Origin of the sequence: Sphingobium sp. PNB, assembly GCF_019873065.1 — a bacterium.
Lineage (GTDB): Bacteria > Pseudomonadota > Alphaproteobacteria > Sphingomonadales > Sphingomonadaceae > Sphingobium > Sphingobium fuliginis.
Genome location: NZ_JAINEZ010000115.1, coordinates 1 through 13,633, shown reverse-complemented (window position 1 = coordinate 13,633; position 13,633 = coordinate 1). Strand labels below are relative to the sequence as shown.

Annotated in this window: 13 protein-coding genes; 8 read left to right on the top strand and 5 right to left on the bottom strand. The window is 63.7% G+C overall.

The genetic code is table 11. The features are described 5' to 3' along the window. Nucleotides 1-96 precede the first annotated feature (96 nt). The 5 genes from K7W03_RS24370 (at nucleotide 97) to K7W03_RS24350 (ending at nucleotide 6,816) form a co-directional block, all read left to right on the top strand. Entirely contained in the window at nucleotides 97-1,023 is a 927-nt protein-coding gene (locus K7W03_RS24370) for a 3-keto-5-aminohexanoate cleavage protein (protein WP_037483882.1), read from the top strand. A gap of 86 nt (nucleotides 1,024-1,109) precedes the next feature. Then, a complete protein-coding gene (locus tag K7W03_RS24365) occupies nucleotides 1,110-3,449 on the top strand; it encodes a transketolase (RefSeq protein WP_222887566.1) in 2,340 nt (779 codons plus the stop codon). 1 nt (nucleotide 3,450) lies between these two features. After that, nucleotides 3,451-4,746, top strand: coding sequence for a pyruvate dehydrogenase complex dihydrolipoamide acetyltransferase (locus K7W03_RS24360; RefSeq protein WP_222887565.1), 1,296 nt, complete (start codon nucleotides 3,451-3,453; stop codon nucleotides 4,744-4,746). Nucleotides 4,747-4,855: 109 nt separating this feature from the next. Further along, a complete protein-coding gene (locus K7W03_RS24355; protein WP_222887564.1) occupies nucleotides 4,856-6,040 on the top strand; it encodes an acetyl-CoA C-acyltransferase in 1,185 nt (394 codons plus the stop codon). Between the two features lie 14 nt (nucleotides 6,041-6,054). Further along, nucleotides 6,055-6,816: an SDR family NAD(P)-dependent oxidoreductase gene (locus tag K7W03_RS24350; RefSeq protein WP_222887563.1), complete on the top strand. Its 762-nt coding sequence runs from the start codon at nucleotides 6,055-6,057 to the stop codon at nucleotides 6,814-6,816. 378 nt (nucleotides 6,817-7,194) lie between these two features. Here the strand turns inward: K7W03_RS24350 and K7W03_RS24345 are convergent, their stop codons facing one another. Together K7W03_RS24345 and K7W03_RS24340 are read right to left on the bottom strand one after the other, a co-directional pair. Beyond that, a complete protein-coding gene (locus K7W03_RS24345) occupies nucleotides 7,195-7,641 on the bottom strand; it encodes an NfeD family protein (protein ID WP_222887562.1) in 447 nt (148 codons plus the stop codon). Beyond that, nucleotides 7,638-8,609 carry an SPFH domain-containing protein gene (locus K7W03_RS24340; protein WP_044660059.1) on the bottom strand — a complete coding sequence of 324 codons (972 nt, stop codon included), beginning with the start codon at nucleotides 8,607-8,609 and terminating at the stop codon, nucleotides 7,638-7,640. Before K7W03_RS24340 ends, K7W03_RS24345 begins: the two co-directional genes overlap by 4 nt. 80 nt (nucleotides 8,610-8,689) lie before the next feature. Here K7W03_RS24340 and K7W03_RS24335 point away from each other — a divergent pair, with 80 nt between their 5' ends. Together K7W03_RS24335 and K7W03_RS24330 are read left to right on the top strand one after the other, a co-directional pair. Beyond that, entirely contained in the window at nucleotides 8,690-9,505 is an 816-nt protein-coding gene (locus K7W03_RS24335; protein WP_222887561.1) for an HpcH/HpaI aldolase/citrate lyase family protein, read from the top strand. Nucleotides 9,506-9,692: 187 nt separating this feature from the next. Further along, nucleotides 9,693-10,418 (top strand): hypothetical protein, encoded by a 726-nt coding sequence (locus tag K7W03_RS24330; protein ID WP_226870468.1) that lies wholly within the window; start codon nucleotides 9,693-9,695, stop codon nucleotides 10,416-10,418. Between the two features lie 114 nt (nucleotides 10,419-10,532). On the opposite strand, the gene K7W03_RS24325 is transcribed toward K7W03_RS24330, so the two are convergent. From K7W03_RS24325 to K7W03_RS24315, 3 genes are read right to left on the bottom strand one after another with little or no spacing between them, the layout of a single operon-like run. Next, complete coding sequence (locus K7W03_RS24325; protein WP_222887567.1) at nucleotides 10,533-11,126, bottom strand: YdeI/OmpD-associated family protein; 594 nt, start codon at nucleotides 11,124-11,126, stop codon at nucleotides 10,533-10,535. Between the two features lie 5 nt (nucleotides 11,127-11,131). Next, complete coding sequence (gene ubiG, locus K7W03_RS24320; RefSeq protein WP_140042383.1) at nucleotides 11,132-11,869, bottom strand: bifunctional 2-polyprenyl-6-hydroxyphenol methylase/3-demethylubiquinol 3-O-methyltransferase UbiG; 738 nt, start codon at nucleotides 11,867-11,869, stop codon at nucleotides 11,132-11,134. A 32-nt stretch (nucleotides 11,870-11,901) separates the two neighbouring features. Further along, on the bottom strand, nucleotides 11,902-12,129 hold the full coding sequence (locus K7W03_RS24315; RefSeq protein WP_222887560.1) for a hypothetical protein: 228 nt from the start codon (nucleotides 12,127-12,129) through the stop codon (nucleotides 11,902-11,904). Between the two features lie 180 nt (nucleotides 12,130-12,309). Here K7W03_RS24315 and K7W03_RS24310 point away from each other — a divergent pair, with 180 nt between their 5' ends. Continuing rightward, nucleotides 12,310-13,575, top strand: coding sequence for an aspartate kinase (locus tag K7W03_RS24310; RefSeq protein WP_025551431.1), 1,266 nt, complete (start codon nucleotides 12,310-12,312; stop codon nucleotides 13,573-13,575). The last annotated feature ends 58 nt before the right edge of the window (nucleotides 13,576-13,633 follow it).

Sequence of the window (13,633 nt, the reverse complement as noted above, 5' to 3'; positions counted from 1 at the left end):
ATCCAAGGGCCTCCTGCTTCAGCGGAGCCCCCCTGAATCAATGTGCGTGCCGATTTTCAAGAGGATGATTGGGTTTGGACCCTAATGGAGAGCTTCATGGCCAAAGTCATCATTTCATGCGCAATCACGGGAGGCATCCATACGCCGACCATGTCCGATGCGCTGCCGATTACCCCCGAACAGATCGCTGAGGAGTCGATTGCCGCCGCCGAAGCAGGGGCCGCGATCATCCACCTGCACGCACGTCGGCCCGAGGATGGCCATCCGACCGGCGATCCGGAGGTGTTCGCGCGTTTCCTGCCAGTGATCAAGCAGCGCACCGACGCGGTGATCAACCTTACCACCGGCGGCAGTCTGACCATGCCCGTCCAGGAGCGCATCGCGGCCGCGCTCCGGTTCCAGCCCGAGATATGCTCGCTCAACATGGGGAGCATGAACTTCGCGCTGTTTCCCGTGGCGGGCAAGATCACGGAATGGAAATATCCGTGGGAAAAGGACTATATTGCCAATTCGGACGATTATGTCTTCCGCAACAGCTTCCGTGACATCGCCTATATGTTCGAGACGCTGGGCGGCATGGGCACCAAATATGAGCATGAATGCTATGACCTTTCGCATCTCTACACGCTGGCGCATTTCATCGACCGTGGCCTGATCAAGCCGCCATTCTTCGTCCAGATGGTCTTCGGGATTCTGGGGGGAGTGGGCGCGCACCTCGAAAACCTCGTGTTCATGAAGGAAACCGCGGACCGGCTTTTCGGCAAGGAGAGCTATAAATGGTCGGTGCTGGCGGCGGGCCGCCACCAGATGCCGTTCATAACCCAGGCGGCGCTGCTGGGCGGGCATGTTCGCGTCGGGCTTGAGGACAGTCTTTATATCGGACGTGGCGAACTCGCCGCATCGAACGCCCAGCAGGTCGAGAAGATCAAGCGCATCCTGGCCGAACTCGGCCATGAGCCCGCGACACCCGCCGAAGCGCGCGAAATGCTGGGCCTGAAGGGCGCCGACCGGACGCTCATCTGATCGCGCAAGAAGCCGCGGAGGGTGTGACACCCGCGGCGGCCCTCCTCAATTTATCGACCGCCGATCGAATTCGAAGGATCAAGTGCATGGAAGCCGCGAGCAGCCAGTCGCGACGCGACATCGTCAACGCGCTCGAGCATCTCGATACGCGATTATTGTGGCTTTCCTCCTGGATGATTCACAACGCCAATCATCTTCGGCCCAAACGCGACGGGCTGAAGGTCGGCGGCCATCAGGCCAGTTGTTCGTCGATGACCGCGATCATGGCGGCGCTCTACTTCCATGCCCTTCGTCCGCAGGACAAAGTGGCGGTCAAGCCGCATGCGGGGCCGGTGCTGCATGCCATCCATTACCTGCTCGGCAACCAGACCCTCGATCGCATGCAGAAATTCCGCGGTCTGGGGGGTGTGCAAAGCTATCCTTCCCGTACCAAGGACACTATCCCCGTCGACTTCTCCACGGGCTCGGTCGGCCTGGGCGTCGCGGTCACGGCTTTCTCTTCACTCGTCCAGGACTATCTTATCGCGCACGGCCAGGTGCGGGAGGAGGATGCGGGTCGCATGATCGCGCTGATGGGCGATGCCGAACTCGACGAGGGCAATATCTACGAATGCCTGATCGAGGGTTACAAGCACGATCTGCGCAACTGCTGGTGGATCGTCGACTATAACCGCCAGTCGCTGGATGCGACCACGGCGGATCGCATGTTCCGGCGCTTCGACGATATCTTCGAGACATGTGGCTGGCGCGTTGTCACCCTCAAATATGGCAAGATGCAGCTCGCGGCCTTTGCGCGCCCCGGCGGCAGGGCGCTTGAAGAATGGATCGACAGCTGCCCCAATGCCGAGTTCGCGGCGCTCACCTATCAGGGCGGCGCTGCCTGGCGCGAAAGGCTGATGGCCGATATTGGCCAGAAACCGAACGCTCGGAAGCTGCTCGACAGCTATGACGACGAGGCTCTGGCGCGGCTGATGACCAATCTGGGCGGCCATTGCATCGAAACGCTGGTCGACGCGTTCGACAGCGCGCAGGACGACCGGCCGACCCTGTTCATCGCCTATACGGTCAAGGGCCACGGGTTGCCGCTCGCGGGCCACAAGGACAATCACTCGGGCATGATGAACCCGGCCCAGATGGAGCAGTTCCGCACCGGCCTGGGCATCAGGGAAGGCGAGGAGTGGGAACCCTGGGGCGGCCTTGGCGACAATGCCGCAACAGAGCTGAAGGCTTTCATCGCCGACAGTCCGATCGCGAAGGTCAAGACGGAACCGCTGGCGCCCGCAGTCTCTGTTCCGGCGATCCGCGCGCCCGAGGGCGCCGAACAATCCACCCAGGCCGCTTTCGGACGCATCCTGCTCGACCTCGCCAAATCGGGCGAGGAGCTGGCCGATCGCATTGTCACCACCGCGCCTGACGTCACCCAGACCACCAATCTAGGCGCCTTCGTCAACCAGCGCGGGCTGTTTCGCCGGCAGGAGCTGGCCGACGTGTTCCACAAGGCGAAGATTCCCTCGGCACAGAAATGGGCGCAGCATGCGGCGGGTCAGCATATCGAGTTGGGCATTGCAGAGAACAACTTCTTCCTCATGCTGGCCTCGCTGGGCCTTGCCGCGCCGCATTTCGGTACACGGCTGCTGCCGGTCGGCACTGTCTACGACCCGTTCATCGCCCGCGGTCTCGATGCGCTGAACTATGGCTGCTATTCGGACTCCCGCTTCCTCCTGGTGGGCACGCCCTCGGGGATTACGCTGGCAGCGGAAGGTGGCGCGCACCAGTCGATCAACACCCCGCTGATCGGCATGGGTCAGCCCAATCTCACCTATTTCGAGCCGGCCTATGCCGACGAGCTGGCCATGATGATGGCTTATGCCTTCGACCATATGCAGCAGCCCGACGGCAGCTCCGTCTATCTGCGCCTGACGACCCGATCGATCCCGCAGGTCGCACGCGACGATGCCAGTTGGCAAGCCGACCTGTTGAAGGGCGGTTACTGGCTGCGTCGTCCTTCCGAAGGGGCTGAAGCCGCGATTGCCTTCACCGGCGTCGTCGCGCCCGAGGCACTGGCGGCGTGGGAAAAGCTTGTCGACGACATTCCTGGTCTCGGCCTGCTCAATGTCACCTCACCCGACCTGCTCCATCGCGGCTGGTCGGCCCGTCGCGCCGCGCGCTGGACCGATGAAACGGCCGCGCCCTGCCATGCCGAGACATTGCTTTCCGCGCTCGCCCCGGGGGCGGGGCTGGTGACGGTGCTCGACGGATCGCCCGCCGCGCTGTCCTGGCTCGGCGCGGTCAGGGGCATGCGCGTCAGCCCGCTCGGGACCGACCGTTTCGGCCAGACCGGGGACCTGCCCGATCTCTATCACGCCTATCGGCTGGACAGCGACGCCATTATTGAAGCCGCCGCCGAACTTTTCCTGGGAAACTGACATGGCCATCGAACTGAAGATGCCGGCGCTGTCGCCGACGATGGAAAAGGGCACGCTGGCAAAATGGCTGGTCGCCGAGGGCGATCTGGTGAAGGCCGGCGATCTCCTCGCCGAGATCGAGACCGACAAGGCCACGATGGAATTCGAAGCCGTGGACGAGGGGAGGATAACGAACCTCGTGGTTCCCGAAGGAACGGCAGACGTTGCGGTCGGCACGGTCATTGCCGTCATGGCGGAGAATGGCGAGACCGCGCCCCGGCCGTTGCTGGCGGGCGCCGAGCCGACGATCGCTCGACCTGCCGAGGCCGCGCAAGCGCCCGCTCCATCCGCTCCAGAGTCGGTCCGGCCAAAGCCCGCGCCAGAGGTGCCGGCGCCGCGCGCCTGTGTGTCGCCCGCCGAGCGGGTGAAGGTTAGCCCGCTTGCATTGCGCATTGCGGAGGCGAAGGGCATTGACCTTGGCGGCATCGCCGGTACCGGCCCCAACGGCCGCATCGTTCGCGCCGATCTTGGCATCGGGCCATTGGTCACCCCGCGCCACGACCCGGTCGCACGGTCGATCGACGCCGTGCCGTCCCTTGTCGCGACAGTCGCCCCACCGCCTTCCGGCGTTCCTGTCGAGACGGTCAAGCTCAGCTCGATGCGAAAGACCATCGCGCGGCGCCTCACCGAATCCAAGCAGACGGTGCCGCACTTCTACCTGACGGCACGCTGCAACATCGATCCGCTGTTGAAGCTGCGCAGAGAACTGAACGCCTCTCTCGCGCCGCGCAGCATCAAGCTCAGCGTCAACGACATGCTGATCAAGGCCCTGGCGCTCGCGCTCGTCGAAGTGCCGGACGCGAACGTCCAGTTCGGCGGCGAGGAGCTGCATCGCTTCGGGCGCGTCGACATATCGATGGCGGTTGCGATCGATGGCGGCCTCATCACTCCGGTGATCAAGGGCGCTGAGGCGCTGTCGCTTTCCGCCATAGCGACGCAGACGAAGGCGCTCGCCGCGAAGGCGCGCGATGGCAAGCTGCTGCCCGAGGAATATCAGGGCGGCACCTGTTCGATCTCCAATCTCGGCATGTTCGGGATCGACGAGATGTTTCCGGTGATCAATCCGCCCCAGGCTCTCATTCTGGGCACGGCCGCAGGGGTTGAGCAGCCGTGGAAGGTCGATGGTGCCGTGGGGCTCGCGACGATCATGGCGACGACGGCGAGCTTCGATCATCGCGCAATCGACGGCGCCCTAGCGGCCCGGTTCATGCAGTCATTCCGCGGCCTTGTCGAAACGCCGATCCTGCTGTGCAGTTGATCATGACAAGTGCCGGGGGCGCTTGTTCTTCCTCAAATCATTCGAGGAAGGCGCTGTCCAGATCCGTGGAGCAGGAGCGGACGTCTCCGCCTGAAGCTGAAGGAAATTTATGCAGACCGACCCTATCGTGATTGCCAGTTATGCCCGCACTCCGATGGGCGGCTTTCAAGGCGCGTTTTCATCGGTCGCCGCAACGGAGCTTGGCGCTATCGCCGTCCGCGCGGCAGTCGAACGTGCCAAGGTGCCGGGCGAAGCAATCGACCGCATCTACATGGGATGCGTGCTGCCGGCGGCGCTGGGCCAGGCCCCGGCGCGACAGGCCGCTCTCGGCGCCGGGCTTCCGGAGAGCGTTCAGGCCACGACAGTGAACAAAATGTGCGGCTCTGGCATGCAGGCAATCATCATGGCGGCCGAAGCGCTGCGAGCGGGCGCCGCCGACGTCATCGTCGCCGGAGGCATGGAAAGCATGACCAATGCGCCCTATGTCCTTCCCAAACATCGCTCTGGCGCTCGGATCGGACATGACCGCGTCATCGACACAATGATGATGGACGGTCTCGAGGATGCCTATAGCGTGGGCAAGCCGATGGGCGCGTTCGCGCAGGATACGGCGGATGCCTATCGGTTCACGCGCGAGATGCAGGATGCCTATGCGCTTCGGTCGCTGGAGCGCGCGCGGGCCGCAATCGAAACGGGCGCCTTCGCCGAAGAAATCGTGCCGGTGCCTGTAAGGACGCGGTCAGGCTCGCAATTCATCGCAACGGACGAGCAGCCGGGGAGGGCGCGGCCGGAGAAAATACCGACGTTAAAGCCTGCATTCGCGTCAAACGGCACGATCACTGCGGCGAGTTCGGCATCGATCTCCGATGGCGCGGCGGCCATTATATTGACTCGGCGGAGCGTTGCCGAGCGGCTCAAAATGCCGGTAATAGCGCGCTTGAGCGGGTCCGCGGCGCATGCGCATGCTCCCGCGCTCTTCACCACCGCTCCCGTTCACGCCATCCGGACGTTGCTCGGCAGAACAGGCTGGTCGGTTGAGGATGTCGACCTGTTCGAGGTGAACGAAGCCTTTGCCGCGGTAGCGATGATCGCGGCGCGCGATTTGGCAATCCCCGATGACCGCCTCAATGTAAATGGCGGAGCGACAGCCCTGGGCCATCCGATCGGCGCGTCGGGCGCGCGCATTCTGGCGACCTTGCTGGCGGCGCTTCAACGCCGGGGCGGTCGGCGCGGCGTCGCGGCCCTGTGCATCGGCGGCGGCGAAGCGACCGCAATGGCAATTGAACTGATTTGAGGGAGAGACAAGCGATGAACATCGATGGCGTTGCGGCAATCGTCACGGGAGGCGCATCGGGGCTCGGGGCTGGCACGGCACTGCGCCTTGCCCGCTTAGGAGCGAGGGTCACGATCTTCGACCTCAATTCAAAGCTCGGCTCCGCACAGGCTGAGGAGTTGGGAGGACATTTCCTGGCTGTGGATGTGACGGACGAAGTCGCCGTTCACGCGGCGATCGCGGAAGCTGAGGCGCGGCACGGCGTCGCTCGCATCCTGGTCAATTGCGCCGGCATCGCCACGCCGCGCAAGGTGATAGATCGCGACGGCAGTCCGATGCCGCTTGCCGACTTCTCCAGGATCGTGACGATCAATCTCATAGGTTCGTTCAATGTGCTCTCCGCCTTCGCCGCGCGGCTTCACACCGCCGAACCTGTTGGCGAGGAGCGCGGTGTCATCGTCAACACGGCGTCGGTTGCCGCCTATGATGGGCAGATCGGTCAGGCCGGCTATGCCGCGTCGAAGAGTGGAATCGTTGGAATGACACTGCCGATAGCGCGAGAGCTTGCGCGTTATGGCATAAGGGTCATGGCGATCGCACCGGGCATCTTCTGGACGCCGCTGCTCGCCGGACTGCCCAAGGAGGCCCAGGACTCCCTCGGAAAGCAGGTGCCGTTCCCCAGCCGGTTGGGGCAGCCCGGCGAATATGCGCAATTGGTCGAAAGCATCATAACCAACCCGATGTTGAACGGAGAGGTCATTCGCCTGGACGGAGCGATCAGGATGGCCCCCAAATAAGCGCGCAGCGGCGGCCCGAATGTCAAGGCAGAGATGATCGAGCGCTTTTCCGCAACGGCGCCAAATGCCGCAGCGGTTCAAGGGACGGCGGCGAGAGCATGGCCTTGCGCTTCATGCCGCCCTTGCCCTGTTCGACCCGGATCAGCATTCGCTTGCTGTCGATATTGTCGTCCTCTGTCGGAGATCCGCCTGAACGGCGTGGAGCCATGGCTTTTCAGAGGTGGGGTGTCGGGAAGATAGAAGCGCTTCATCTTGGGGCTTCGTGGCTGAACTTCTGTTTCCCGCGCGGCGACCAAGCTTGTCTTTGGTGATCTCAACCGCCGGGATGGTTCGCCTTCAGAACATCCTCGATGCGATCCGCAACTTGGGTCATCGCCATCAAGCCGGTTCCACGGTCAGCACCGCAGCTTCCGCGCCCGTCACTCTCACTCTTGCACCGACTGGCGAGTCGGGGCCTCTGCACGACCAGACGCTGTCGCCCACCTTCACCCGACCCCGGCCATTGTCGATCGGTTCGACGACGGTGACGACCTCTCCCACCAGCCGGGCGGTGCGGTCGTTGAGGAGCGGGTCTTGCGAGTCCACCGGATTGGCGGTGTACCAGCGTCGCCCGCCCCAGACCGACAGCAGGCAAAGGCCCGCGAAAAGCAGCAACTGAAGCGGGATGGAGATCGGAAAGGCGAGGGCGACCAGACCGGTCAGCGCGGCGGCCAGCGCGACCCAGATCAGGAATACGCCCGGTATCACCACTTCACCCATGGCGAGCAGTGCGGCGAAGACCAGCCAGCCCCAATGGTCGTCCAGCATGGCGAGCCAGTCGGTCATGCCTGCCCCTGTCCGAACGGCCCGCGCCGCGACGGGGCAGGGGGCGGCGGTGGAGGCGCGGCGTCTCCCAGAGCCTCCCTGGCCAGCGCGCCGATGCCGCCCAATGTGCCGATCAGCTGAGTCGCCTCCACCGGGAAAAGGATCGTCTTGGCGTTGGGGGAGGTGGCGAACTGGCTCACCGCCTCGACATATTTCTGGGCGACGAAATAGTTGATCGCCTGCGCGTTGCCGCTGGCGATGGCTTCGGAAACCATCTGCGTTGCCTTGGCTTCGGCCTCCGCCTCGCGCTCGCGGGCTTCGGCGTCGCGGAAGGCGGCTTCGCGGCGGCCCTCCGCTTCCAGGATCTGGCTTTGCTTCTGCCCTTCGGCCTTCAGGATTTCCGATGCGCGCAGCCCCTCCGATTCGAGGATCAGGGCGCGCTTCTCGCGTTCGGCCTTCATCTGGCGGCCCATGGCGTTGACGATGTCGGCGGGCGGGCGGATGTCCTTGAGTTCCACGCGGGTGATCTTGATGCCCCATGCATTGGTGGCGTGGTCGACCACCGAGAGCAGGCGGGCGTTGATCTCGTCACGCTTGGACAGGGTTTCGTCCAGGTCCATCGACCCCATGACCGTGCGCAGGTTGGTGGTCGCGAGCTGCATGATCGCGACATAGAGTTCCGACACTTCATAGGCCGCCTTGGCCGCGTCCAGCACCTGGAAGAACACGACGCCGTCGACCGAGACCATGGCGTTGTCCTTGGTGATGATCTCCTGCCCCGGAATGTCGACCACCTGTTCCATCATGTTGATCTTCCGCCCGACGGCGTAGAAGAAGGCGGGGTAGAAATTCAGGCCGGGGCGCGCGACTTCGGTGAAGCGGCCGAAGCGTTCGATGGTATATTGATAGCCCTGGCGCACGACCTTGACGCTCACCGCCAGGTAGAACAGCACCAATAATGTCACCGTCAGCGCGAATGTCGTCAGCATCTCTGCCTCTCCCCCGAAATCCGCTTGGACTATGACGCGAAATCATGAATGGGAAAAGGTAAAGTGATAGGAGTTCCATCATGTTGTTGCGCCACGCCCGATCGCTGCTGTTCCTTCCCGCGTCCAACCCGCGCGCCATTGCCAAGGCGCGGACGCTGTCCTGCGACATGGTGATACTGGATCTGGAGGATGCGGTGCCCGACGGCCGCAAGGAAGAAGCGCTAGCCAATGCGGTCGAAGCGGTTGTGGAGGGATTTGGCAGTCGTCTCTCGGCAGTGCGCATCAATGTCGAGGGCGCGCCCTCTCATGGGCGGGAGATGGTCGCGCTCAAGGCGTCGGCCGCGGATTATGTGGTGCTGCCCAAGGTGGAAAATCCCCGTCAGGTGAAGGATGTGTTCAGCGTCTGCCACAAGCCGGTGATCGCGATGATCGAGAGCGCGACGGGCGTGCTGGCGGCGCAGGCGATCGCGGCGGCGGAGGGCTGCGCGGGGTTGTTCATGGGGAATAACGATCTACGGCAGGATTTGGGGATACCGCCGTCGGCCGGGCGGGAAGGGCTGGCCCTGTCCCTGCAATCCGTCATCCTTGCGGCGCGAGCGGCGAGTATCGCCGTGTTCGATGGTGTCTTCAACCGGCTGGACGATGAAGCGGGTTTCGAAAGCGAGTGCGCAGCGGGGCATGCGCTGGGCTTCGACGGCAAGACGCTGATCCATCCGAGCCAGGTGCCGGTCGCCAATCAGGTGTTCGGTCCTGATCCCCAGGCCGTCGCCGATGCACGGCGACTGGTCGAGGCGGCGACGGGCGGGGCCGAGCGGTTCGAGGGGCGAATGATCGAAAGCATGCACGTCGAGGAGGCGAGGGCGCTGATCGCGCGGGCCGACGCCGTGACGGCATAGCCGATGCCGGAACTGAAATATCCGCATGGATAACCCGGTGCAACAGTCATAAAATCAGGGAAAGGACGTGAATCCGCGATGTTTCCGGATGCGTCATAAATGTCACTGTCAAATAAAAATTAATGGCATTTTTATGGCAAAATGTTAATGTTTGATTTGCGGGGTCGGAGATTCTGCGAGGTCCATCATGTCCAGGTTGAGGATGGCGGCGAGTGCCGCCAGTTGTATCGTTGCGCTCTTTTTCGGCGGCGCTGCGTCCGCGGGGGAGGTACAGTGCTGGCAGCCTTATGAAATAGAGGCGGCGCGTGTCAGAGATCTTCAGATCATGTTGATGCTGGGATCGCTGAAATGCCGATCGACCAATAGCGAAATCACCGCGAAATACGATAAATTCTATGAGAGGATGGGAAATGCGGACAAATATAATAATGCATTGAAACTGCGTTTCATGCGTGAAAACGGCATTGCCGACGGGCAACGTGCCTATGACGACTTCATCACGAAAATGGCCAACAGTCATACGGATGGCGTGCAATCGGCGGGTTTCTGTCAAATGGCCGACACGCTGATGACGTTGGCCACCAACGCCGGTCAGGACGAACTGCCTGTGTTGGCGCGGAATTTTTCGGAAAAGCCGGCTGGCGTGGGCGATGTCTGTGAACTGAAGACGGCTGCTGCGGCGCCTTTGGCCGCGCCGCCGCCGGTAGCGGAACCAGCGACGCCGGTTGCCGTGGCGGAAGCGGCACCGCCCGCCGTCACGCCGCAATCGGCGGCCGCAGCGCTGGAGGCGGCGGCCATTGCGCTACAATCGGCTGCTGCGAGCCTCAAGACTCCGGCTGCCGATGTGGCGCCGAAGGATGCCGTGTCGGATGCCCAGCCGACGATGGTGGCTGTGGCGAAGCCGGTGAGTTGAGGGTGTCATGGGTGCCGCGCCTTTGGGGAGCGCGGCACGGGGAAATGCGAGCCCCGGAACGCTTTTTCAGTCCCCGCTGCGTTCCTCCGGTCTCCATCCCCGGCCCGCCGCTTTTCAGCGTTTTTCATATTTCCAGTTGCGGCCCTTGCCTGCCGCGATCCATTCGACCGCCTGTGCGATGCGCCTGTCGCGGGTGGCATCCGTTCGCGCATCGTTGATCCACTCGCAATAGTCGCGCACCTTGCCGGGCGGGAAGCCTGCCCATGTTGCCGCGGCGGCAGGATCGGCGTCGAGGGCCGCTGAGAAAGCGGGATGCAGGGCAAGCGGTGCGCGAGGCGTCTTCACGCCGCTGCGTGGCTCGTCGCCGGCCTCTATCAACGCCATGGCTTTCCTCAAAAGAGCTGCGATCATGGCATCGTCCGGCAGATCGTGCAGGCGTCGAATCCGGCCGAACTGGCCCATGGCTTTGCCACGGCTGCCGTCCGGCGCAACCTTGTCATGCCAGAAGCCGAAGGCGACATGCCGCTGGAAGCCGGCCATGTTGCAGAGGTTTTTGTCCCGATAGGTGAAGAAGGGCATGCCCCATTTGACGGTTTCCGCAATGTCGGGCGATGCCGCGTGGATCAGGCCGCGCAAATGGCGGAGGATCGGCTGTGCGAAATCGGCCTGCCCGGCGATGTAGGCGTCGATGCGGGGATCGACCGCCATCGCCATCAGCCCTGCCGGTGCCGGGCGGTCAGCAGATAGTTGATCGCCTTGTTGGGCGAAAGGATGAAGCCCCTGGCCGGTGAGAAGCTGAGCCCGCTGCTGTCGATCACCTCCAGTCCCGCATTCTCCAGCAGCTTCGCAAGTTCCTCGGGATTGAGGAATTTGTGCCAGTCATGCGTGCCCTTGGGGATGCCGCCGATGCTTTCGCCGATGGTGATCATGGCAAGGCGGGAGAGGGGGGTACGGTTGGGCGTCGAAAGGATCAGCAGGCCGTCCGGGGCCATCTTTTCCGCCAGCGCGGCGACGAAGGCTGCCGGGTCCGCCACATGTTCGATCACCTCCATGCAGGTGACGAGGTCGAAACCTGTTTCCTCCAGTCGTTCCACCGGCGTGGCGCGATAGTCGATGGCGAGGCCTTGCCCCGCGGCATGGTTGCGCGCCACGGCGATATTCTCCTCCGCCGCATCCAGCGCGGTCAGGCTAGCGCCCAGGCGCGCCAGCGGTTCGGCCAGCAGGCCGGCGCCGCAGCCGACGTCCAGGGCGCGGCGGCCCGCCAGCGGGCGGAAATCATGGCTCCGCCCCGGCCAATGCCGGTCGACGGCATCGCGAATATAGCGCAGCCGGACCGGATTGAGCTTGTGCAGCATGGCGCTGCTGCCATGGGGATTCCACCAGTCGGCGGCCATGGCGCCGAAATGGGCGGCTTCGCGCGGATCGATGGTGCTGGACGCAATATTCTCCATGGCCTCCTGCTACCAGTGTCCGGGGGTGCAGGCTATGGCTGTTTTTCGGCCTGTCTTGCATTGCCCGGCGCCGCCGATCCGGATTCGCGCGCCTTGTCCTCCTGGTCGAGGCCACGGTAGAGGTCCCGCGTCGCATCCTCGGTGCGGCGCATCTCTTCCGGCGTCCGGTGCCTGCGGTTGCTGAGCATCACGAAGATCAGCACGATCCCGAGCAGGATCGGCCCGCCGATCGTCACCATCGCCCATAAGCTGCTTTCCATCGCATCCTCCGTTCCTGGTCCCCGGACGGGCAATGACCGGCAGGCGGGTCGGTTCCTTCCGCTGCTGCCGCTACTCTGTCGCTTTGCTTGCCATATTCGCCGCTGCTGCTAATAGGAGCGCCGTTTTCGCGCCCCTCCGGGGCATTTTATTTCTTTTCAGCAGGCGGGTTCGACAGGCAAATGGCGCGCATCGTGATGAAATTCGGCGGCACCTCCATGGCGGGGATGGAGCGAATTCGCAACGTGGCCGCGCGGGTCAAACATGTCGTCGAACAGGGGCATGAGGTTGCCGTCGTCGTATCCGCCATGGCGGGGGAGACCGACCGGCTGGTGGGTTTCTGCAAGGAAGCCTCGCCGCTCTACGATCCGGCGGAATATGATGTCGTCGTTGCTTCCGGCGAACAGGTGACGAGCGGCCTGCTCGCCATGACGCTGAAGGCGATGGGCGTGGATGCGCGGAGCTGGCTCGGCTGGCAGCTTCCGATCCGTACCAACGAAGCCCATGCCAAGGCGCGCATCGGGGACATCGACACGATCGACCTGCTGGCGTCGATGCGGTCGGGCACGGTGGCGGTCATCCCCGGCTTTCAGGGCATGATGGAGGATGGCCGCATCTCCACCCTCGGCCGCGGCGGGTCCGATACCTCGGCCGTTGCCGTCGCGGCGGCGGTGAAGGCGGACCGCTGCGACATCTATACCGACGTCGACGGCGTCTATACCACCGATCCGCGCATCGTGGCGCGGGCGCGCAAGCTCGACCTCGTTACCTATGAGGAGATGCTGGAACTGGCTTCGGTCGGCGCCAAGGTGCTCCAGACCCGCTCGGTCGGCCTCGCCATGAAGGAAGGCGTGGTCGTGCAGGTGCTTTCCTCCTTCGATGATCCCACCCAGGACGACCTCCCCGGCACGCTGATCGTCAGCGAAGAGGAACTGGAAGCCAAGCTCAAGGAAGACAAGATGGAACGTCAGCTCATCACCGGCATCGCCCATGACAAGAATGAGGCGAAGATCACCCTGACCCGCGTGCCGGACCGTCCGGGCGCGGTGGCGCACATCTTCGGGCCGCTGGCCGACGCCGCGATCAACGTGGACATGATCATCCAGAATGTCGGCCGCGACAAGGGCGAGACGGACGTGACCTTCACCGTGCCGGGCGCGGATCTTGCACGGGCGCTGGACGTGCTGGAAAGCCAGAAGGACGTGATCGGCTTCAACCGGGTGATCCCGGATACGAAGGTGGCGAAGGTGTCGGTCGTCGGCGTCGGCATGAAGAGCCATGCGGGCGTCGCCAGCACCATGTTCAAGTCGCTGGCCGATCGCGGCATCAATATCCTCGCCATCTCGACCAGCGAGATCAAGGTTTCGGTGCTGATCGACGAGGATGAGACCGAACTGGCGGTGCGTGTGCTGCACACGGCCTATGGCCTGGACGCGCCGGTCGCTTGACCTTTCCTTCCCTCCTCTTCAGGGGAGGGGCCGGGGGTGGGGGACTGCCCCACAAAAT